Annotated in this window: 20 protein-coding genes; 11 read left to right on the top strand and 9 right to left on the bottom strand. The window is 44.1% G+C overall.

Annotation, left to right across the window (positions count from 1 at the left end; genetic code table 11):
- Positions 1 to 10 precede the first annotated feature (10 nt).
- Positions 11 to 1,795 (top strand): glycoside hydrolase family 5 protein, encoded by a 1,785-nt coding sequence (locus WS40_RS03440; protein ID WP_046440211.1) that lies wholly within the window; start codon positions 11 to 13, stop codon positions 1,793 to 1,795.
- Positions 1,796 to 1,858: 63 nt separating this feature from the next.
- Here the strand turns inward: WS40_RS03440 and WS40_RS03435 are convergent, their stop codons facing one another.
- From WS40_RS03435 to WS40_RS03425, 3 genes are all read right to left on the bottom strand, one after another.
- Positions 1,859 to 3,832, bottom strand: coding sequence for a CotH kinase family protein (locus tag WS40_RS03435; RefSeq protein WP_325208391.1), 1,974 nt, complete (start codon positions 3,830 to 3,832; stop codon positions 1,859 to 1,861).
- 203 nt (positions 3,833 to 4,035) lie between these two features.
- Complete coding sequence (locus WS40_RS03430) at positions 4,036 to 4,803, bottom strand: type III pantothenate kinase (protein WP_022287902.1); 768 nt, start codon at positions 4,801 to 4,803, stop codon at positions 4,036 to 4,038.
- Between the two features lie 24 nt (positions 4,804 to 4,827).
- Positions 4,828 to 5,451: an ECF transporter S component gene (locus tag WS40_RS03425; RefSeq protein WP_038672095.1), complete on the bottom strand. Its 624-nt coding sequence runs from the start codon at positions 5,449 to 5,451 to the stop codon at positions 4,828 to 4,830.
- Positions 5,452 to 5,918: 467 nt separating this feature from the next.
- Here WS40_RS03425 and WS40_RS03420 point away from each other — a divergent pair, with 467 nt between their 5' ends.
- Both WS40_RS03420 and WS40_RS03415 read left to right on the top strand, forming a co-directional pair.
- Positions 5,919 to 7,133: an iron-containing alcohol dehydrogenase gene (locus WS40_RS03420; protein ID WP_022287900.1), complete on the top strand. Its 1,215-nt coding sequence runs from the start codon at positions 5,919 to 5,921 to the stop codon at positions 7,131 to 7,133.
- Between the two features lie 153 nt (positions 7,134 to 7,286).
- Positions 7,287 to 7,871: a GNAT family N-acetyltransferase gene (locus WS40_RS03415; protein ID WP_147338285.1), complete on the top strand. Its 585-nt coding sequence runs from the start codon at positions 7,287 to 7,289 to the stop codon at positions 7,869 to 7,871.
- A gap of 65 nt (positions 7,872 to 7,936) precedes the next feature.
- On the opposite strand, the gene radA is transcribed toward WS40_RS03415, so the two are convergent.
- The 6 genes from radA to WS40_RS11365 form a co-directional block, all read right to left on the bottom strand.
- A complete protein-coding gene (gene radA / locus WS40_RS03410; protein WP_046440208.1) occupies positions 7,937 to 9,310 on the bottom strand; it encodes a DNA repair protein RadA in 1,374 nt (457 codons plus the stop codon).
- Positions 9,311 to 9,442: 132 nt separating this feature from the next.
- Positions 9,443 to 10,306, bottom strand: coding sequence for a PSP1 domain-containing protein (locus WS40_RS03405; RefSeq protein WP_046440206.1), 864 nt, complete (start codon positions 10,304 to 10,306; stop codon positions 9,443 to 9,445).
- A 41-nt stretch (positions 10,307 to 10,347) separates the two neighbouring features.
- On the bottom strand, positions 10,348 to 11,343 hold the full coding sequence (locus WS40_RS03400; RefSeq protein ID WP_325208390.1) for a DNA polymerase III subunit: 996 nt from the start codon (positions 11,341 to 11,343) through the stop codon (positions 10,348 to 10,350).
- Between the two features lie 34 nt (positions 11,344 to 11,377).
- A complete protein-coding gene (locus WS40_RS03395) occupies positions 11,378 to 11,701 on the bottom strand; it encodes a cyclic-di-AMP receptor (RefSeq protein ID WP_022287895.1) in 324 nt (107 codons plus the stop codon).
- A gap of 55 nt (positions 11,702 to 11,756) precedes the next feature.
- Positions 11,757 to 13,088 (bottom strand): arginine decarboxylase, encoded by a 1,332-nt coding sequence (locus WS40_RS03390; protein ID WP_325208389.1) that lies wholly within the window; start codon positions 13,086 to 13,088, stop codon positions 11,757 to 11,759.
- A 2-nt stretch (positions 13,089 to 13,090) separates the two neighbouring features.
- Positions 13,091 to 13,405 (bottom strand): sigma factor-like helix-turn-helix DNA-binding protein, encoded by a 315-nt coding sequence (locus WS40_RS11365; RefSeq protein WP_117858765.1) that lies wholly within the window; start codon positions 13,403 to 13,405, stop codon positions 13,091 to 13,093.
- 366 nt (positions 13,406 to 13,771) lie between these two features.
- Here WS40_RS11365 and WS40_RS03380 point away from each other — a divergent pair, with 366 nt between their 5' ends.
- From WS40_RS03380 to WS40_RS11355, 8 genes are all read left to right on the top strand, one after another.
- The gene (locus WS40_RS03380; protein WP_022287892.1) at positions 13,772 to 13,999 is read left to right on the top strand and encodes a DUF896 domain-containing protein; all 228 of its coding nucleotides are present in this window, start codon (positions 13,772 to 13,774) and stop codon (positions 13,997 to 13,999) included.
- Positions 13,996 to 14,982, top strand: a complete 987-nt coding sequence (locus tag WS40_RS03375; RefSeq protein WP_022287891.1) for a helix-turn-helix transcriptional regulator — start codon at positions 13,996 to 13,998, stop codon at positions 14,980 to 14,982. The genes WS40_RS03380 and WS40_RS03375 overlap by 4 nt, the downstream gene beginning before the upstream one ends.
- 281 nt (positions 14,983 to 15,263) lie before the next feature.
- Positions 15,264 to 16,850, top strand: a complete 1,587-nt coding sequence (locus tag WS40_RS03370) for a potassium/proton antiporter (protein ID WP_325208394.1) — start codon at positions 15,264 to 15,266, stop codon at positions 16,848 to 16,850.
- Positions 16,851 to 17,604: 754 nt separating this feature from the next.
- On the top strand, positions 17,605 to 17,886 hold the full coding sequence (locus WS40_RS03365; RefSeq protein ID WP_022287888.1) for a hypothetical protein: 282 nt from the start codon (positions 17,605 to 17,607) through the stop codon (positions 17,884 to 17,886).
- 86 nt (positions 17,887 to 17,972) lie between these two features.
- Entirely contained in the window at positions 17,973 to 19,463 is a 1,491-nt protein-coding gene (locus WS40_RS03360) for a sensor domain-containing diguanylate cyclase (protein ID WP_046440201.1), read from the top strand.
- A complete protein-coding gene (locus tag WS40_RS03355) occupies positions 19,460 to 20,728 on the top strand; it encodes an ABC transporter substrate-binding protein (protein WP_046440199.1) in 1,269 nt (422 codons plus the stop codon). The genes WS40_RS03360 and WS40_RS03355 overlap by 4 nt, the downstream gene beginning before the upstream one ends.
- Positions 20,729 to 21,169: 441 nt before the next feature.
- The gene (locus tag WS40_RS11360) at positions 21,170 to 21,673 is read left to right on the top strand and encodes a type II secretion system protein (protein WP_287612933.1); all 504 of its coding nucleotides are present in this window, start codon (positions 21,170 to 21,172) and stop codon (positions 21,671 to 21,673) included.
- Positions 21,674 to 21,899: 226 nt separating this feature from the next.
- A partial coding sequence (locus WS40_RS11355) for a type II secretion system protein (protein ID WP_325208388.1) occupies positions 21,900 to 22,346 on the top strand: 447 nt, incomplete at its 3' end.

Raw genomic sequence — 22,346 nt, 5'->3', positions numbered from 1 at the left:
AGGAAATGACATGGAAAAGTTTAGGCTTATCCCGCTTCTTACTGCGGCGGTCATGGGCTGTACTGCACTGCTTGCAGGCTGTGGAAAGGGAAGCGACAGCTCATCAAAGGCAGAGGAGGGCGCAAAGACCTCTGATGACGGAAGCATAAATAAAGACCTTACCGCAACCGAGCTTGCAAGACTTCTGGGCAACGGCACAAACCTTGGAAACACAATGGAAGCATACGGTCATAAAAGCTATTCTGCAGACACCGACCCTGAAAGCTTTGAAACTTTCTGGGGTCAGCCTGTCACAACGGAAGAAATGATAAAGGGCATGAAAGCAAGCGGCTTTGACTCTCTCCGTGTGCCTGTGGCATGGACAAACGCAATGGAGTATGAAAAAGGCGATTACACCATAAATGAAGCCTATCTCGACAGAGTGGAGGAGATAATAAACTACGCTTTGGATAATGATATGTATGTTATCATAAACGACCACTGGGACGGAAGCTGGTGGGGAATGTTCGGTTCTTCCGAGCAGAGCGACGTTGACAAGGCGTTTGAAATGTATAAGTCCATGTGGACGCAGATAGCGAACAGATATAAGAAATACTCTGACAGACTTATATTTGAGGGTGCAAACGAAGAGCTTGGTGACAGACTCAATGACACAGACGTGTGCAAAAACTCAGGCTCACTTTCAAAAGCCGAGTGCTATGAAATGGCCAACAAGATAAATCAGACCTTTGTTGACACTGTTCGTGCAACAGGCGGAAACAACGAACAGCGTTTTCTTCTTATTGCAGGTTACAATACTGATATCACAATGACCTGCTCAGACAAGTTCCAAATGCCAACTGATACCGCAAAGGATAAGCTTCTGCTTTCTGTTCATTATTATACCCCATGGGATTATTGCGGAACAAAGGGTCGCTCAGATTGGGGAACAAAGACAGACTATGAGGAGCAGAACAGACTTTTCAAGAACATGACAAAGTATTCCGAGCAGGGCTATGGCATAATAATAGGCGAGTATGCAGTGCTTACAAACGGCGGTGACCTAAAGAAAGGAACTGACAAGTTTATTGACAACCTCCTTGACAACTGTGACGCCTACGGCTTTGCACCATTCCTTTGGGATTGCAGTGATTTCTTCTCACGTTCAGAGCTTAAAATGCGTGATGAAACTGTGGCAAAGATATTTGATGAAAGACGCCGTGATAACCAGTCCTCGATGACAGTGGAGGAGGAAAGAGCCGCTGCTGTAAAGAAGCTTGATGAAACCCTTGCGGCTGCACCTGAAAAGCTAACAGATGATACCGCACCGCAGGCTGACGAGAACACAGCGGTGGCATGGATAATGTATCAGAGTGCAGATTTTTCCGTATGCTACAGCGTTGGTGACGAGTATGACCCGGTTTCAAAGAGCGACGGAGTTATCGCAGAAAACGCAGTTATAGACGGTGAGGGAACTTACACAGTAAGCCTTGATATGTCATCAAACAACGCCAACGGCATTGCATTCTCGGCTCTGGGTATCGCAAACGGTGAAAAGCTTTATCCGAACTATATCGCAACTATTGACGAGATAAAGATAAACGGCGAAGCTGTTGAAACCATAGCGGAGGGCTATACGACCTCTGACGACCAGCTTTGCACAAGAGTGAACCTTGTGAACCAGTGGGTATCCGCACCGCCTGAGGACGCAAGGATAGCAGGCGGTGACCTTTCAAAGGCTTCTCCAACAATACTTGACTATGCAGGAAAGATAAACACTCTCGAAATAACATTCACATACGCTCCTGCGGCATAGATCAGAGCATATAAAAACGGCAGTTCAGCATCAAGCTGTTCTGCCGTTTTGGTTTGTGAAATATCAGAACTGCGAATTAGTCCAGTCCACAATACTTTGGATAGACTTATCACGCTTGTTAATGAATGTCCTTATGCAGTCAGAAGAGGCGTAATCCCCATGAAGAGCCTCATCAGCTGAGCCTGTTTCTGGGTATCTTGCAAAGAACTGCTCATAAAGAGGGGAATATATGCTCTCAAATTCTGCGAGCCTATCAAGTGCCTTTTCTTTTTCAAACGTACCCTCAGACATCTTTAAAAGCCTGTCATTGAAATCGTTCCTGAAATCTTCATTTGACATAAGATAAGCAAAACTCAGAACCGCAGGATTTTTCGTGTCCGTGTCAAGCAGTCCCTTTGGCTTGTAGTTATCCTCTTTCATGGTGTTCGTCCATGCGTCGCCCTCGCCGCTCACTCCGCCGAACTCAACGTCATAGAACATGAAACGCCATTTTCCGTCTGCATATTCGTTGGAACTGTCTGTGTTCTGCACCTTCCACATTGACCAGTTCTTGCCCGGCCAATCCCACTTGTTGTTTATCCAAACCTCTGCAAGGAAATAATCTCTCACACTGTCGGTGTCAACAAGCTTTGAGAACTCCTCATAATCTGCCTGTGCGGATAAGTCTTTGTGAGAAGCGAAGAAATCTGTAAGCTCCTTGAAGAAATATCCCTCGTCTGTTTCTCCCTCCGGAAGTTTGCCCTCGTCAAGCTTGTAGCCGCTCTGATAGGTTTCTGCGTCGCCTTTGTAGACCACCACATCGTCTTTGTTCACACCGTAGTGGCTTTCAAAATAATTGTCGGAATAGTCCTCTTCCAGCACATAAAGTCCCCAGTATTCGCCATTCAGATAAACAACGCATGGACGTGAAGCCTTTGTTGAGCCGTCAAGCTCTGTCATAAGACTCTGCCAATAGGTGTCATTGAATTTTGCCGTAAAAGCACAATTTCCACCTGCACGGAGAGTAAGCGTCTTAAAGCTGTCGATAGTTTCATCAGATGCGTTTTTCAGCCCCTCAAAGACCTCATACTTAAACTTCTTTTCACCATATTTCTTTCTGGCGTAAAGCCTGAATCCCTTTTGCAGGTCGGAGCGTGAATAGTTTCCCTGTATCCTTATGCCGCAATCCTGTGACAAAGCGTTCGTCACATTTCCCTCGGCTGAAATCTCGTTAAGCTCGATGTGACAATCACGTTCCCATTCCTTGCCACGCTGTTTGTAGTTTGCGTCAAGCTGTCTTGCGGTTTCGTTTTCTATGCTTTCTCCGCTGGCTTTATAGTCCTCGAGTGCCTTGTTGAAAATATCTCCCTTGACGTAAATGCCGATCTTGCTGTCGAAAAGGTCAGCGTAGTCCATTGTGATGTTCATTACCGCAAGGTCATGCCCAGCCGCTTCACAGCTTTCTTTAAGCCCTTTTATATGCTCCTCTGCGCTTCCTATGTAAAAGCTGCCTGAGAAGCTTTGCGAAACGCTTCCGTCGCTTTTTTCGCTTGATGCCCTTATAACAGTGCATTTGTCCACCGCATTGTAAGAAGGTGCTTTTTTGTTGCACCAGAAATCCCCCTCGCCAAAGCTGAACTCATTGAAATTGCCTGATATCATTTCCGTCGGCACGGCTGAAACCACATTAGGGTCATTGCTTCTGTCTTTTATCTCGATAGGGGCAGTGTATTCTTCTCTCGTGGCAGAGGTCCTAGGGTCTGTGCCGTCAGTGGTGTAGTATATCTTCTCGCCCTCGTTTGCGGTAAGTTCAAGGCTGAAACCGCTGTCATAAAAGCCGCTTTCCTGCGAAAAACCTATCACGCTGTCATTGAGGTCAAACTCAGGCTTGTCTGTTTCAGGTTCGGTGGTGGTATTATCATAGTCTGAAACACTGCTGTCCGCTTTGCCGGAGCTTTCAGCCGCTTTTGATGAAGCCTTTGAACCGTCCACACCCTTTGAACAGCCTGACAGCATAAGCACTGCGGCCATAAGGCATAATATTTTTCTTGCGTTCATATATTTCCTGCTTTCTGTTTTATGTAAACGTTTTACTTTGCACATATGATTGTACCATAACAAAGTCCTGGAAGCAATAGAAACGCTCCATTTTCGGCATTTGCAACTGTTTGAAGCCTGTTTGTTTGTCTATTATGGATATAAAAAGCGACATAAAAAAGCGTCGGATAAACTACCCGACGCTTTGTGTATTGTATTTTAAATTATTGTTTGTTTTTATTGTAGATTATCATAAGCCCTTTGAGCAGAAGCTCATCGTCAATGACTATGTCACGCTTGCAGTAAGGAACTATTATCTTTGCCACACCGCCTGTGGAAACCACAGTGCATTTTTCACCAAGCTCGTTTTCTATCCTCTCTATAACGCCGTCAATGCTTGCAGCGTTGCTGTGGATTATACCGCTCTTCATACAGTCGATAGTATTAGTGCCTATGACCTTTTTAGGCGGCACAAGGCTGATGAAAGGAAGCTGTGAAGCCTTGCCCGAAAGCGAGTCGAGGGAAGTTCTAAGTCCCGGTATTATCATTCCGCCTATGAAATTCTTTTCCTTGTCTATTACTGATATGGTAGTAGCAGTGCCCATATCTATCATTATGATAGGCACAGGGTAGAGGTTTATCGCCGCAACTGCGTCTGCAACTCTGTCGCTTCCAAGCTGTGCAGGATTGTCGAGATTTATCTTAAGTCCCGTCTTTATTCCAGGTCCTACCACCATGATGCGCTTTTTGATAAGCCTCTCCATTGCCTCTTTCATCGTGAGGGTAACAGACGGCACGACCGATGAGATTATGCCGCCCCTGAAATCTGACATATCTATAGAATGTATCTCAAGAATGTTCTTGAGCATTATGGCATATTCAAGTGCCGTGGACTGCTGATTTGTAGAAAGTCTTTCAACAAAAAGTATCCTGTCGCTTTCAAAACAGCCCATTACTATGTTAGTGTTTCCTATATCGACCGCTAAAACCATTTGTATGTTATCCTTTCGGTGAATTTATGCCTGCGCTTTGTTTTTGCTAGGTATGAACCTTGCCTTATAAAGTGCAGCACCCACTGTACCTGTAACAAATGTACATACAGCCATTTCGACCAGAGCGTTTATGCCTACAAAGGTGCAGATGAATACTATGATATTCTTTCCGCCCATAAGCTCTTTTACATAATCTGTGTTGCCGAAAAGCAAAACAAGTGCACTCATAAAGAACGCAGTGTTCAAAAACGCAGTAAAAAAGCCCGTAACAGCATATGAAACATAATTGTTTGTTACCTTGCTCATGCCTTTTGCAATAAATCCTACGATAATGCCGTCAAGAAGTCTTGGTACAAATCGCTGAACGAAAGCCAGGACCGGATCGATCGCAACAAGTGCTGCACCCATTCCGCTTGGCACGCCTATTCCGAAGCACTGCAAAAAACTAAGCAGTCCGAAAACTCCTCCAATGACTGCACTTCCCACAGGGCCTACCGTTACAGCCGCTATGGCAATAGGAATTACGTTGAGAGTAATTACCAGCGGTCCGATAGGTATAGAACCGATAGGAGTGAACGAGAAGATCATTGTGAGAGCTGTCATCAATCCCAGTATCACCAATGATTTTGTGTTGACCTTTGTTTTCATATTAAATTTCCTCCTTGTTATTATTCCTCCATCATGGGAGGATACAATACAATACCAATATATTATATCACATTTTTTCGCATATTTCCATAGCTTAAGCAAATTTTTTATGAATTTTTTTATCTTCATAAGCAGGAATATCTCTGCACTCACAAATGTATAATTTATTAACAAAAGAAAGCGAAATAAGCACTGCAAAATTCCATATAGTGCAAACAAAATCGTGATTTTTCATGTAATTGTGATATTTTTTTCACCTGTTTTACACATTCATATGTACATTTAGCTGTATGCACATACTTATATATGCTATGTAAAAGTTAATAATTAATAGAATATTCATAGATTATGTTAGAATAGTTCATTGACATTTTGTATAATTAAAGTCAAGCAAAGAGAGAATTTGTGTGAGATTTACACAAACCTCTTTGAACACATTATTACATTACATATAGGAGGAATTAGAAATGAGATTTACATTACCAAGAGACCTTTATCACGGCAAGGGAGCATTGGAGAACCTGAAAACACTGAAAGGTAAGAAAGCTATCATCGTAGTCGGCGGCGGCTCAATGAAGAGAAATGGTTTTCTCCAGAAGGCAGAAGCTTATCTGAAAGAGGCCGGTATGGAAGTTAAGCTTCTTGAGGGCGTAGAGCCAGACCCTTCTGTAACAACAGTTATGAACGGTGCAAAGGTCATGCTCGAATTTGAGCCTGATTGGATCGTAGCAATGGGCGGCGGCTCACCTATCGACGCTGCAAAGGCTATGTGGATCAAGTATGAGTATCCTGATTGCACATTTGAAGATATGTGTAAGGTATTCGGTATCCCTGAGCTGAGAAAGAAAGCACACTTCTGCGCAATTTCTTCAACATCAGGTACAGCTACTGAGGTAACAGCATTCTCTATCATCACAGATTATGACAAGGGTATCAAGTATCCTATCGCTGACTTTGAGATCACACCAGATGTAGCTATCGTTGACCCTGATCTTGCTGAAACAATGCCACAGAAACTGACAGCTCATACAGGTATGGACGCTCTGACACACGCTATCGAAGCTTATGTTTCAACAGCAAACTGTGCATATACAGATCCACTTGCTATCCATGCTATCGAAATGATCCAGAAGGATCTCATTGATTCTTACAACGGCGATATGGGCGCAAGAGATAGAATGCACGACGCTCAGTGTCTTGCAGGTATGGCATTCTCAAACGCTCTGCTTGGTATCGTTCACTCAATGGCTCATAAGACAGGCGCAGCTTTCGCTGACTATGGCGCACACATTATCCACGGTGCAGCTAATGCAATGTATCTGCCAAAGGTAATCGCATTCAATGCTAAGGACGAAACAGCTAAGAAGAGATATGGCGTTATCGCTGATTATATGCACCTGGGTGGTTCAAACGATGACGAGAAGGTAAAGCTCCTCATCGAGTATGTAAGAGGCATGAATGACAAGCTCAACATTCCTCACTGCATCAAGAACTATGGTACAGACAGCTATCCATGTGAGCAGGGATTCGTTCCTGAGAACGTATTCCTTGAGAGACTCCCTGAGATCGCTAAGAACGCTATCGCAGACGCTTGCACAGGTTCTAACCCACGTCAGCCTTCACAGGAAGAAATGGAAAAGCTCCTCAAGTGCTGCTACTACGATACAGAAGTTGATTTCTAATTCTCCAGATTATAGAACAGAGAGCGTCCCGAACTTGTTTCGGGGCGTTTTCTGCTTTTTTGTGTATTTCGCTTAAAAACACTTGATTTTTATTAGATTTTATGTTATAATTTTAGTAGACTTGGGAAATTTTATTATATAAGCAGGGGGAGAGTGTTTATTTTGCAGGATATGGACTATTACTTTTCTCATTTTCCTGTGCTGGAAACAGAAAGACTCATACTCAGGGCGAAGACCGCTACTGACGCAGAGGATATGAAAACCTATATGGCTGACGAAAGCCTTTACAAATATTGGGGCAGAAACATGACAAGGCAGGAAAGAGAGCCGTCGCTTTTTTTCGGACGCACTCTTAACAACGGCAAAAAGGATCATATAAGCTGGGGGATAGAGCTAAAGAAAAATCATAGGTTGGCAGGGGAGGTAAATCTCTTCAATATCGAGAATGACAGACAGGCAATGATAGGCTATCGAATCTCGGCGGCGTATCAGAACATGGGCTTTGTCACCGAGGCTCTCAGGCGTGTGATCAGATTTTGCTTTGAGGAAACAGGCGTTCAAAGGCTTGAAGCTGAGGTCATGACGGTGAACGTGGCTTCAAACAGAGTAATGGAAAAATGCGGATTTACCTGTGAGGGAACAAAGCGTCAGGCAAAGTTTGTGAACATCTATACAGATTTCAATATCTATGGGCTTCTCAGAAGCGATATTATGGGAGAGCGTGCGGCTTCTACATAAGACAGAAAAATAACGGGCGGAAGATTTGGTCTTCCGTCCGTTTTGTGTTGTTCTGTATCAGCTTATCAGCCTATAGCTTTGAACGCCTCTCTTATTGAGCGCACACCGATTATTTTCATTGAAAACTTGCTTGTGTCAACGCTTTTCAGCGAATGTGCAGGAACGATACAAGTTTCAAAGCCCATTCGTTCGCACTCCGCAAGGCGCTGTTCACAGTGGGAAATGCTCCTAAGCTCTCCGCCTAAGCCTATCTCGCCAAGGGCTATAAGCTTGTCGCTTATAACCTTGTCCGTCAGCCCCGAATAAAGCGCCAACGCCACCGATAGGTCAGCCGCAGTGTCATCAAGCTTTAATCCGCCTACAATGTTGATATAAACGTCCAGCCCACCGAAAAAATAGCCAAGCCGCTTTTCAAGCACAGCTATTATTATCGCCATTCTGTAGTAGTCAAAGCCCGTGGCAGTACGTCTTGGGGAGGCAAGCACGCTCTTGCACACAAGTGCCTGGACTTCCGCCATAACAGGTCTTGTGCCCTCCATTATGCAGGCAACGCAAGTTCCCGAAGCGTCTGTCGGTCTGCCCTCCAAAAACATCATAGAGGGATTTTCAACTTCCAGCAGACCGCTGTCAGCCATTTCAAACATACCTATCTCATTCGTTGAGCCAAAACGGTTTTTTATGGCTCGCAGTATCCTGTAGGTGAGATTTCGCTGACCCTCAAAATACAGCACGCAGTCAACAATGTGTTCCATGACCTTTGGTCCTGCGATAGCACCGTCCTTGTTGACGTGACCTACTATGAACATTGGTATCTCTTCCGACTTTGCTGTGCGCATGAACATATTTGTACATTCTCTTACCTGTGTCACAGACCCCTGCGCTGAGGATATCCCGCTTATGTTCATGGTCTGGATAGAGTCGATTATGACTATCTCAGGCTTTTCTTTTACTATCACAGAGCATATCTGCTCGCAGTCATTGTCTGCAAGAAGATACAGATTTTCAGAATCAACATGAAGCCTGTTTGCACGAAGCTTTATCTGCCGTACAGACTCCTCTCCCGATACATAAAGTATGGTGTGGTCTTGTCCTAAATACTGACATATCTGCAAAAGCATTGTGGATTTTCCTATGCCCGGTTCACCGCCCAGAAGCACCAGAGAGCCTTTCACAAGCCCTCCTCCAAGCACTCTGTCAAGCTCTTTCAGCCCCGTTGCATAACGTATCTCGTTGTAGCTTGCGTCAACACCGCCTATGCCAACTATCTTGTCTGAAATATCCCTGACAGTCGTGGGCTTAGACTTTGCACCGCCCGCTCTGACCGCAAGCTCGACCTCCTCAAAGGTGTTCCATTCGCCGCAGTTAGGGCATTTGCCGTTCCATTTTGAAGTTTCATATCCGCACTGACTGCACACATACGAAGTTTTCACCTTTGCCATATGGTCGTTCCTTTCTGCATATTTATCTGATGATTTGCTGATATATAAAAATGCTGCGCCGATTTTGTGTAGGGGCTGGCGCCCCCGACAGCCCGTTTATGTTGCGGTGATCGCTCGTGCAAAACGCTGAAATTACTTGCCCTCAAGCCCCTTGAGAGCCTTTATCTCGTCACGGTCGAGCCTTATAACAGAATCCTTTATTACCTCAATATCGTCTTTCTTTACCACAACAACATTGTCGTTTTTATCCATTTTAACTCTCAGCTTGCCTGTGAGCAGATTTACTTCCTCAACAACGCCCTTTCCGTCAGCAGTCTTGACGATAGCGCCCACCTTTGGTGTGTGCTTGAGAAGATCCTCATAGCTGTCCTGCTCGTATTTCAGACAGCACATAAGTCTTCCGCAAGTGCCTGAGATCTTCGTAGGGTTAAGTGACAAGCCCTGCTCCTTAGCCATTTTAATAGAAACAGGCTGGAACTCTCCCAAAAATCTCGAACAGCAGAAAGGCTGTCCGCAGATTCCAAGACCACCAAGCATTTTTGCCTCGTCACGAACGCCTATCTGACGAAGCTCTATCCTCGTTCTGAATACCGCGGCAAGGTCTTTTACAAGCTCACGGAAGTCAACTCTGCTCTCGGCGGTAAAATAGAAAAGAAGCTTGTTGTTGTCAAAAGTACATTCAACGTCGATAAGATTCATTTTCAGCTTGTGAGCGGCTATCTTCTGCTCGCATATCTTGAAAGCGTCCTTTTCCTTTTGTCTGTTTTTTTCGATAGTTTTCATATCGTTAGGGGTGGCAAGCCTTATAATGCCTTTTACGGGGTTTGTGAATCTTGTTTCGTCTATTTCCCTGTCCACAAGCGCAACTTCACCACATTCAACGCCCCTTGCGGTCTCAACGATAACTTTGTCGCCCATTTTCACGTCATAGTCTTTTGGGTCGAAGTAGTATATCTTGCCAACGCTTTTAAAGCGTACTCCGATTATTTTTAACATCTCTTTTTCCTTTCAAATATATATCACGGCTTTGCCGTCAGCTACTTTCCTGTGACAGAATATATCTGTCCTGCCAGACTGTTTATAGTCAGGCTTATGTTGCAGTTTGCGTCTATCCTGCCTATGTAGTCAGAAACTATATCGTAAAGCCTGACCGCCTGATCTGAGGAAAGGCTTCTGCTGAGCGTCTTTGCACCCTCTTTCGCACAGCTCACAGACTTTTCACTTTCTCCCCCGAGCCTGAATGCCGCACTGTCACGGAGTATCTCCTGAAAAAGGCTCAGCCCCTCTCTCAGCAACGTTTTTTTGCAGTCTGCCGCAAATAGCGTTTTCAAAACGTCATATTCGTTTCCGCCGCACATTGCGTCGCACAGACCTCTTGCAAGCTTCACGCTGTCAAAAAACTGGGAGTGTTCAAGATACTCGACACATCTGCCGATATTTCCACGCCCTGCTGAAACAGCTTCGCTTATGAGCGCAGGGGCAACGGCAGGATATTTCTCCTGCAAACACTCCATGCTCTCCGCCTCCGTGACAGAGGTCATGCCAAGGGAAAGCACTCGTGAGATTATGGTAGGCAGAAAAATTTCCTTGCTCCTCGCCGTAAGTATTATAGCGGTATGCTCAGGCGGTTCTTCAATGACTTTAAGCAGAATGTTCTGCACCTGAATAACAGTGTTCACCGACAAGTCAAGGTCAGGAATTATGTATACTTTCATTCTCGCCTCGTTCGGTGCAACGGGAGCTTCCGCAACTATAGGTCTGATAGAATCGTCAACGATGTAGTTGCCGTTGCTGTTTGCCTTTGCCACCATAACGTCAGGGTGAGCTCCGTCGGCTATCATTCTGCACGTTCTGCAAATGCCGCAAGGCTCGCCTGTCTGACGTTCGCACAAGAGTGCCGCCGCTATCCAGCGTGCAAGGGTCTTTTTACCAAGCCCCTTTTCTCCGTGTATCATTATGGAGTGCGGCTCTCGTTTCTTTTTTATCATCTCAGATACGAGCCTGCGAGGCTCGCTGTTTCCGTATATTATCAAGCCCTCAGACCCCTTTCTGAAAATTTTCTATCCCTTAGACTTTCTCGAAACGCTCGATATCAGTAACGAAAATAGTTGCGCCGCCGATAGCCACCTCAACAGGATATGAAGCCGCACCGTCAGGCTCCATGATAGTTGATGACGGAACGAACTGCTTTCTTTTCTTTGAATACTTTTTGCAGACCTCTATAACAAGGTCTACCTGCTCATCAGGGCAGCAGATAAGAAAGGTGGTGTTTCCTGACATAAGAAAACCGCCTGTTGAAGAAAGCTTTGTGGCTCTTATGCCGGCTTTCAGAAGTCCTTTATTTACAGCGTAGGTATCATCGCTGTTTACGATAGCATAGACAAGTTTCATGATTTTGCCTCCTGTTATTTTGATGTAATAATAGTTTTTTTAGCTACACCTTATATTATAGCACATTTATGCGTTCAATTCCATAGTTTTTCAAAATTTTTATTACCTGCGGTGTTATCTCCTCGCCACTCACTGCCACAGGCACAGAGGGCTGACAGCTTGTGACGGTCATTCCGCATATAAGACCGCAGGCGTCCTCAACATTTACAGTGTGCTGAGCCGAAAAAGCCGCCTGTCTTATACCCATGCGTTTTATCCCTTTTGGTATAGCGGGTAAGTCACCGAAAAGCCTTATCCTAGGCTGTTTTATCTCTGAAAACGCCCTTTCAAGTTTCAAAAAATCCTCCTCGCTGTTGAAAGGCGACGGCATAAGCACAACATATTGTGTGTCGCTGTATTCAGGCTCGATGCCATATTCCCTCAGCCTGTCTGCAAGGTCGTCACCTGTTATACCGCTTTTGTATGCGGCAACGGTTATCTTCATAGGCTCTTCGCCTATGGTATGCCAGCCGAAAGCTGTTATCCTATCTTTGCAGACTTTTACCCTTTCCACAGTGCATTCAAGGTCACGAGGAAAATCACCATTCACATAGTCAGCGCAAAGGTCAAGGCTCTCCATTATAAGATAGGAGGGGCTTGTTGAGCCAAACATTGACATTATCTCTTTGGCGCAATCATCATAATTCACAGGGGCGTGATTTGAAATATGAAGCATTGCTCCCCCTGTGTAACATGGAAGCGTTTTGTGAGCAGAGTCACAGCACATATCAGCCCCCAAGTCCATGGGGTGCAGGCTCTCAGGGAGAAACTTCAGATAAGCTCCGTGAGCGTTGTCGCAAAGAAGAGGCACGCCGTATTTCCTGCAAACCTCGCACATGCCCTTTATGTCGCTGAGATCGCCAAGATAGTCAGGTGAGGTCACATAAACGCAATCTGCCTTTGTCCTTGACAGCACCTCCTCAACGTCCTCGGGAGTGACGCTTCCTGCGCATATAGACGTAAACTCACCCTTTGGATATATCCACTCCACGTCAATGTCAAGGAGTATGCAGGCATTTATAAACGCCTTGTGGACGTTTCTTGGTGCGGCAACAGTTATCTTTTTTCCTTGTCCACTGCGACATACTATGCCAAGCATTGCCTTTATGCAAAGGCTCGACCCCTCGGCAGAGTAAAAAGTCCGTCTGCTGCCATAGGCTTCTGCCATTTTGGCTTCGCTCTGTGCGATGATCCCCTCGGCTTCAAAAAGATAGTCCGCACCCTTTATTTCGGTAATATCCCACGGCTCAAGACCATGAAATTTCTGCCCTTTGTGACCGGGCATATGAAACCTCGCTATGCCTGACTTTGCATATTCTCTAACGAATTTATTCACAGGTGCGTTCAATGCTATCTCCCTTTCAGTGCGCTTTTGAGCATGGCAGGCTTCATACCGCAGGATATCCGCTTTCTTGCAAGCCCGATAGTCCTTGATACAGTGGATTTTGAAACACCCTCTGCGTCGGCTATCTCCTGCATTGTCATGCCCTTTGTATAATACATTATTATATAACATTTCTGCCGTTTCGTCAAATTTTCCCGCACTATCTCACGCATGAGCCTGTTTTCTATGGCAGAGGCAGGGTCGGGACTATCTTTCTCAGTGTCACGAGAACTTGAGATATAGTTTTGTATAAGCTCGTATGATACCTTTGTGTGCTGCATAAAAATCCTTTCTTTATCTTTTTTCGATGTTTTCTGACCATTTTTTTACCCACTATATATTGTGGGCAAATTTTTGGACAAACACAATTTTCAAAATTCTTGTTTAATTTGTGGGAAATTAAACGGACTGTTTGTGCATTTTACCATTGCAATTTAAAGAAATATGTGTTATAATGTATCTGCAAATTTGTTTGAGGGTGTTTTGTTGGACTTATAAATATAAATAAAGAAAAAAGCCGATATGAACATCTTTTGAATGAAAAGGGCGGTATTGTGTAAGCTGCCCGTTCTATTTTGAGCCTAATACTGCGGATAAAAATAAAAACACAGGGCAGTGTGAAGCTTTAAGGAGAAGTGTAAAAATTTATGGAGAAAGTAAAGCTTAACAGATTGTCTGAGCTTACTGCTATTGCGAGAAAAAGAGAGCTTACCCCAGAGGAGAAGTCTGAGCGTGAGGCTTTGAGAAATGAGTATCGCAGAAGCGTTATAGCTAACCTGACAGGTCAGCTTGAAGCCACGACGATCATTGAGCCGGACGGCTCAAGAATTAAGGTTTCGGATATGAAACGTAGCGGGGAGGATAAAATAAAGTGACAGGAGTTTCCAGACAGAAACAGAAGCTTTTGACCATGAAAAAGCTTTTTGAGACCAAGACAGACGAAAAGCATACCATTACAGGAAACAGGCTTATCGAGATCCTGGGCGACTACGGCATAAAAGCTGAGCGTAAGACTATCTATGACGATATCAAGACCCTCTGCGACAGCGGAATGGATATTGAGATAACTAAGGACGGTCACTCCAACGCTTATTATCTTGCTCAAAGGCTGTTTCAGGACGAGGAGCTGTATGTTCTTGCAGATGCAGTTGCTTCAAGCAGGTTTCTTACACAGAAGAAATCGAAGGAGCTGTTAAAGAAGATACAATCACTTACATCTGAACACAAGGCAAAGGATCTGCGCCGAATGGTCTATGTGTCAAACAGGACAAAGACCTTCAACGAGCAGATATACTATGCTATAAACAGCATACAAGAGGGCATTTTCAGCGGCTTGGAGATACACTTCAAGTATTACGAATACACCGTTGAAAAACGCAAACAGCTTCGCCACGGTGGCGAGGTGTATACGGTTTCACCGTATTCTCTGGTTTGGGAAAATGACAACTATTACCTTGTGTGCTATTGCGAAAAGCATGAAAAGATATGCCGCTACAGAGTTGACAGAATGACTCAGGTCACTGTTACAGATATCCCCAGGAGGGAGCTTTCCGAGGAGGAGAAGACAGAGGTCACAAATCGTCAGACTATCTACGGAATGTACGGCGGCGAGCTTATGACGCTGCAATTGCAGTTTGACAATAAGCTCATAGATGTTGTAATGGATCGTTTTGGTGAGAAAACCATATGTCACAAAAATTCCGACAATACCTTCTATATAAATGAGGAGGTACAGGTCGCACCAACATTCTGGGGCTGGCTTTTCCAGTTCGGCTCACAGGCAAAGGTGCTTGGACCTGAAAGGGCAGTGGAAATGGCAAAGGACGCTATTTCAGATATTGCCGATTGCTACAAATAAAAATTTGGACAAGGATAAAAGAGCCGAGATATAAATAGGCGAACGTCTGCTGTAAAAGGCAGGCGTTTTTTATTTGGATATACTGCTTCACTATTGATTATAGCACATATGTTCGATATTGTCAAGGGGTAATGTAAAATTTCCGTAAGATGTGGGCAAAAAGTTGACAGCACAGGGGCGAATATGTTATAATATTTACACAAGCAAAGGCGCTTTGAGTAGAAGATACCCAAAGCGCTATTTTTATAATAAGGTAAAAAGGGGTGATAAGCTTGACCACAATGCTCATTTTAGCTTCTGTGATAGTGCTGTGCTGTGTGTTTTTCAATAAAATATCTGACAAGTTTGGACTTCCTGCATTGCTGGCGTTCATTCTCCTTGGAATGTTGTTCGGCTCTGACGGGCTTTTTAAAATAGAGTTCGATAACTATAAATTTGCCGAGGAGATATGCTCGGTGGGACTTGTTTTCATAATCTTCTACGGAGGCTTTGGCACGAAATGGAGCGAAGCCAAAAAGGTGGCAGGCAAGTCACTTATACTCGCTTCCGCAGGAGTTTTGCTCACAGCCTTTGCAACGGGAGCATTCTGCAAGCTTGTGCTGGGCTTTGAGTGGCTGGAAAGTCTGCTTATAGGCGCTGTTATAAGCTCCACAGACGCGGCGTCGGTTTTCTCGGTGCTGAGAAGCAAAAAGCTGAACCTGCGATACGGTACAGCTTCAATACTGGAGCTTGAAAGCGGAAGCAACGACCCTTGGGCTTATATGCTCACGGTTATAATACTTTCAGTAATGAAAGGCGGTGCGACGGCAGGAGGCTTTGTTGTGAGCTTGCTTGCACAGGTGTTCTTCGGTGTGGGCTTCGGTGCGCTTATATCTTTGGGTGCAGTGTATCTCATAAAACGTGTGCGATTTGACGCAGCAGGCTTTGACGCTATCTTTGTTACTGCCATAGCTATTCTTTCCTATGCTCTGCCCTCGGCGGTGGGCGGAAACGGCTATCTTAGCTGTTACATTGTGGGAATAGTCCTGGGCAACACAAAAATATCAGGCAAAACAGCCCTTGTGCATTTCTTTGACGGAATAACGGGCTTCACACAGATATTGCTGTTTTTCCTCCTTGGACTTTTGGCATTCCCGTCACAAATGCCGTCAATAATACTTCCTGCGGCGACGATAGCATTGTTCCTTACATTCGTTGCAAGACCTGCGGCTGTTACTGTTATCATGAAGCCTTTCGGTGCAAAGTGGAAGCAGATAGCCCTTATCTCATGGGCAGGTCTAAGAGGAGCTACCTCCATTGTTTTCGCTATCATGGCGACAGTTGATGACGCATATATGAAAAATGACGTTTTCCATATCGTTTTCTGTATCGTGCTTATGTCTATAGGTATTCAGGGCACGCTTCTGCCGCTGTTTGCTAAAAAGCTCGATATGATAGACGATGAGGAGAACGTAATGAAAACGTTCAATGACTACAGTGATGAAACGGAAGTGCAGTTTATAAAGCTTTCAGTTCAGCCGGACAGCAATTGGGCAGGGCGGAAGATAAAGGATATACCGTTTCCGAGAGGTCTGCTTGTGGTTATGATACTCCGTGACAAAGAGAAGATAATACCAACAGGAAAAACCCAGATACTTGCAGGGGACGTTGTGGTGCTGAGTGCGGCAGGCTTTTATGACGACAGTCATTTTGTCCTAAGCGAAATGAACCTTGATAAGCATCACGAGTGGTGCGGTCTGAAAGTGTCAGAGATAACAATGTCAGAGGACAGCCTGATAGTAATGATAAAACGTCAGGGGCGTATACTTATCCCAAACGGCAGGTTGCGGCTCAAAGAGGGAGATGTGCTTGTTGTCACATCAGGATAGAGAATATGCAGGCGGCGGATTGACTTGCGTTTTGTGTGCGGACGCTGTTCGCCCCTACGTTATTATGAAAACCACTTTGCCATTCTTATCAGCTTATTTTCAGTGTCTTTTCATAAAACTATCATATTGAACAGGTATTATATATACAAGGTCAGAGGAACACCGAGAAAGACCTCAGGCAAAAGCTTTGAGAGCTAGCTGAAAGTTCCGTCAACCAATTACTCATAATGAGTTTTCATACATGGGCAATGCCGCACAAGGAACACCTGTCGGCTTTGCACGCAATCTGCTTGCAGATTTTCCACCATATCACCCAAAAGCTCTTTGACTGGCGTCAGCCAGCCTGCGTCACTTTTAGATGATCTGACGAAAAATCTGACTACGCATCTTACGCACAATCCTTGCGTGGCATTGCCCAATAATTTTCCTTCATTCTTCTTTTCATTTCATCTCGCTGTGCTCTGATTTTTCAGAGTGCGGCAAAAGTGAAATGGCATGGAAAAATACATAACTTTAGCATTCCCCATTCATAATTTTTTCTTCATATTATACTTCTTACTTCTCTGAAAGACCCTGTGGCTTTTGCCGCAGGGTCTTTTGGATTTGTAGAATTTATATCAAAACAAACGTTCTTATCTGTGCATATCGACAAAAAACTTGCTGTCCAAAAAATCACCCCTCAAATTCATCAAGTTGTGTTATCATACATACAGCCCCGAAATAGAAAAAGAAAAATATGAGGATGTGTGTAAAAATGATATGGATAATTATGATGAATGTTTTTATCGTTGCGGCAGGTGCAGGCGGCGACAGGTGGCTTATGAAAACTATAATGAGAATGGTGCTGTTTTTCCTGTTTGTTGCGGTGGCAGAGCGGAACATGGGAGCAGTGTTTGCCGCAGGTATCGTGTTCACAGCGGCATGGGCGGCACTGTCGCTTTTTGAAGCGGAAACCAAAAAGAAACGCCATGCAAATAAGGTCAGACAGTGCCGTGTAAGAGAAAATATAAACCGTACAATACAAATTGAGCAATAATTAACAAAAAAATCACTTATTTTATGGGCATATGTGTTATAATTAATAATGATTATAGTAATTTAGCCTGAGAGGTGATATAGCTTTTGAAAAATTCTGCTGATTTTGAACTGTATGATAAAATAAAAAAATATAGAAGATCTATTTTGAAAACAAGCGTGTTAGTGCTGTTCGTTGCTTGTCTGCTTGTGTATGCGTGTGCCTGCTATTACAGCGGTGTGAACGCATTTCAGAAAGAGGCTCAGCTTTGCTCTGCCATAAATGCGGAAGCAGACCAGAATGTGGCTGCCTTTATGAAGAAAATGGAGGACACTGCCAAGCTTATAATGGGCAATGAGGACTATGCGAAATATGATCCTACTGATACGTCAAAGAGTGAATTTGCTGTGCTTAATGAGGAGAATGTTCTCACTGAGAGGCTTATAGAGCTTAGTACATTGGGCAACTATACTGATTTTGGCATTGTAAGCAGTAATGAACATAATGTAGGAAAGATAACCGATGGTACAAAGGATATATTTGACGATGAGATATACAAGAGAGTTTCCGACCTTATGGGTGACAGCAAGATAAAATGGTTCACGGGACAGGACGATAACTACAGACGAGTGTATTTCGCAGGCAGGATAAATGACGATCTTATTTTTATCTCCTCTGTGTTTTCAACGGAGTTTGATCTTGTTTTTCTGCCCTCTGACAATTATAGCGAGATAAATACCATGCTGTGTGATGACGATGGCAGGATAATCTATGCTAACGACGGAAAAAGTGTTGTCGGCGAAAAGCTCGATGAAAAGCTCTCTAAATTCCTTGAGGGAGGCACTGGCGTCACCGTTTCGGATATGACTACTATCTGTGCTATTGATGATTGCAGTGACGATTGGGTGGTCATTACTACCGTGGATATGTCAGACACTTTGCGTCACTATGTGAAAACAGGGCTTAAATGCCTTGGTATCTTTATTTGCTGCGCAGTCATATTTATTATGATATCTGCGGCAGCGGCGGCGGATAACGACCCGCAGAACGGGCCAAAGTTTGGAAAATATCCAAAGGTGGACGAAAATACAGGGCTTTTCACTGCGGAATATACCGAAAATAGCATTATGGATAAAATGGAAACTTGTATCTCAGGCTCGACTATCGCATTTATTATCGTGAAAATAACAAATCTGGAGCTTATAAGGCTCAACTATGGCGAGGAGATAGTGGCGGAAGCTGAGCGAAAGGTCGCCGAAATACTGGTGGAGAACCGCAAGGAGGGCGATATCTGCGGGATTTTCAGGGAGGGCGAGTTTGTTCTGTTTGCAGACCACACGAACTTTGACCTTGTGAGAGCCTATGGTAATGTGAGGGCTTATGTTAAAGAGCTTAACGATAAGCTGAAGGAATGTTGCCTTGACGATGACAGGGGCTACATAAAATGTGCAGTGGGTGCGTCGGTCTACCCTGAAACAAGCGATGATTATGATGAGCTTTACGAAATGGCAGAAAAAGCCTGCGAGAAAGCAGAACACAGTGAGGACGCAAGAGCGGTGGTATATGATAAAAAAGAGGAAGAGGTGAGCCGCAGTTGAGAACACGCATTGTAAGGTGTGCGGCTTTGACCGCTTCAGCGATCTGCACAGTGACTGTCATGACGGGCTGTGCATTGTTTGAAAGAAGAATGGAGCATAATGTAAAGACCGAGGTGTCCTTCTCGTGGTGGGGCAAGGACGCGCGTAACGAGTATACTCTCGACGGGCTTAAAGCCTATCAGAATAGCAATAAGAACGTTGTGGTAAGACCTGAGTATGCAGACTTTGACGGCTTCAAAACACGAATGGACGTGGAATTTTTCTCTGACACCACCGCAGATATCATGCAGTTAAACTACAGCTGGCTCTATGAATATTCTCCCGACGGCGAGGACTTTTATGACCTTAATGAGCTGTCGGAATACATAAATCTCTCAGCATTTGATGATGACAGCCTTTCATACGGCACAATAAACGGCAAGCTTAATGCCTTGCCTACCGGTACGAACTGTATAACCTTTTACTATAATAAGACGATGTATGACAGCTATGGTCTGAGCCTGCCTGAAAATTGGTCTGATCTTATAAATGCGGCAGAGGTCATGAAATCAGACGAGGTGTATCCTGTTGAAATGACGAAAAAGGCGGCTTATCTCAGCTCTGTGGCGTATGTGGAGCAGGTAACGGGAAGAAAAATGTTATCTGACAGCGGTGAGTTTCAGTATACCTCGGAGGACGTAAGGCTCATGCTCGCCTTTTATCAGGAAATGCTAAATAAAAAGGTCACAAAGCCTGCATGGGATTTCGATAGGAACGATCTTGAAAAGTGCCTGACGGCAGGTGTGGCCTCCTGGATATCAGACGCAGAGTATTACTGCGAGCCTGCTCAGAAGTTTGGATTTGACATCGTTATAGGCGACTATCCAAAGCATAAGCAGGCCGTGAGCAGCGGTTGGTATAAAAAGCCCACTAGCGTTTATGCCATAAAGAAAAATACCAAGTCCCCTGAGGAAGCTGCAAAGCTTCTTGACTATCTTGTGAACGGTGAGGAAATGGCTCTCCTGCAGGGCATGGGAAAGGGCGTGCCTGCATCAAAGGCGGCATTGGAAGCCCTTGAAGCGAGGGATATGCTTGACGGGATAGAGTATAAAGCCAACGAGAAAATGGCAAGCTCAGAGGAGCTTGAAATAATGTCCCCGAAGCTTGAAGATCAGGGGGTACTTGACCTTTTTATAAGCACCTCCGAGTCGCTTTATTATGGCAGGGCGGAGATAGAAAACGCTTCTGAAAATCTGTATAATAAGATGAAGAAATCATTCAAATAGTTAAATATGCGAAACAAATAGTGCAAATTGTATTCAAAAATGAATGAGAAGTGTACAGAGTACACAAAAATAACGAAACTGTTAAATAAGTCTTGACAATTTATTTGTTTTAAGATATAATTAAGAACGATGTAAGGTGATACATCATAAAACGGTGTGTGACAAAGTGTGTGACATGATTTCTTGTGAAAATGTCAACATAGTGTTACCAATCGTCAAAATGACCGATTGAAAATTAGTTTTTCGTCAAATTGAACAAAGTTGAGAAAAAATCCGAAAAACTATTGACATTTTGGACAAGATGATGTATACTTTAATCATGGTGATAAGGAGAACACAAAGAACTCCGAAAGCCACTTAATTATTGGAAAGTAGTTGCTTAAATCGGCTTGCAGCTCTTTTATAAACAAATTTATTTAATTTATTATGGAGGGATTTTCTATGAAGAAATCTAACAGAAAAGGTTTCACCCTTGTAGAGCTCGTAGTTGTTATCGCTATCATCGGTATCCTTGCAGCTATCCTCGTTCCTACAATGATGAACTATGTAAAGAAGTCAAAGCTCAAGACAGCTAACTCAAACGCTAAGCTCGTTTTCACAACTGTAAACAACGAAGCTGCTGATATGCTCGTTGAGGGTACATCAGTAACAAACACTGCTTCACAGAGCGGTGCAGTTGAGGTTAAGAGCTTGCAGAATACTAACACAGATGCAAAGTCAAAGCTTGCTAATGCAGTTTACAACGCACTCAAGGATAACGGCGACGGTGCTGGTTGGTGCCTCTACATGGTAAATGATGACGGTAGCGTTAATTTCGCTCAGTGGTGTGATGTTGAGTCTGCTTCTGGCTCAACAGGTGTTCTTGGTCAGTATCCTGATCCTTGCAAGGATGCAGATAAGGCTAACAAGGCATTCTCTTCTACAAAGATCTCTAGCTGGGGTTAATCTTAACTTTAACTTTGAATCTTCAAGAACCGCTCATTTGAGCGGTTCTTTTTTTGTCTGAAAATATATAAAATAGCCAATGAGAATAGATTGCCTTTGTGCAAATGGTAAAATTGAGTAATAAAGCTTGCCTTTTCCTTGACAAAATCGGGTAAATTTTGTATAATGTACTTGTCGAAATATTAAATGGGGATCAATATTTTGATGAAAGAATTGAGGGAAAGACATGAATAAAAAAGGCTTTACTTTGGTGGAGCTTGTGGTGGTTATTGCCATTATTGGCGTGCTTGCGGCTATTCTTGTGCCAACTATGATTAGTTATATCAGAAAAGCGAAGCTTAAAAGCGCAAACAGCAATGCAAAGATAGTGTTCAATACTGTAAATGCGGTCGTGACGGATATGCAATGTGAGGGCAAAGATATCGACGTCCAGTCATGTACGGCTGTGGTCGATTGCACCGCAGAGCCTGACGAATCCAAAAAGCTTGAAAAAGCCGTCCATGACGCACTTAACGTCAATGGTGACAATGCAGGCTATGCCTTTTGGATAGCAGGGGAGGACGGCAGATACAAGCTTGCACAGTGGTGTGATACAAGTTCGCCAAGGTCTAAAGGCATTGTAGGGCAGTATCCTGACCCTGTGAACAAACCTGACGATCTCCCTGAGAATTTC

Origin of the sequence: Ruminococcus sp. N15.MGS-57, from assembly GCF_000980385.1 — a bacterium.
Taxonomy (GTDB): domain Bacteria; phylum Bacillota; class Clostridia; order Oscillospirales; family Ruminococcaceae; genus Hominimerdicola; species Hominimerdicola aceti.
This window is presented reverse-complemented; position numbering and strand designations above follow the sequence as displayed.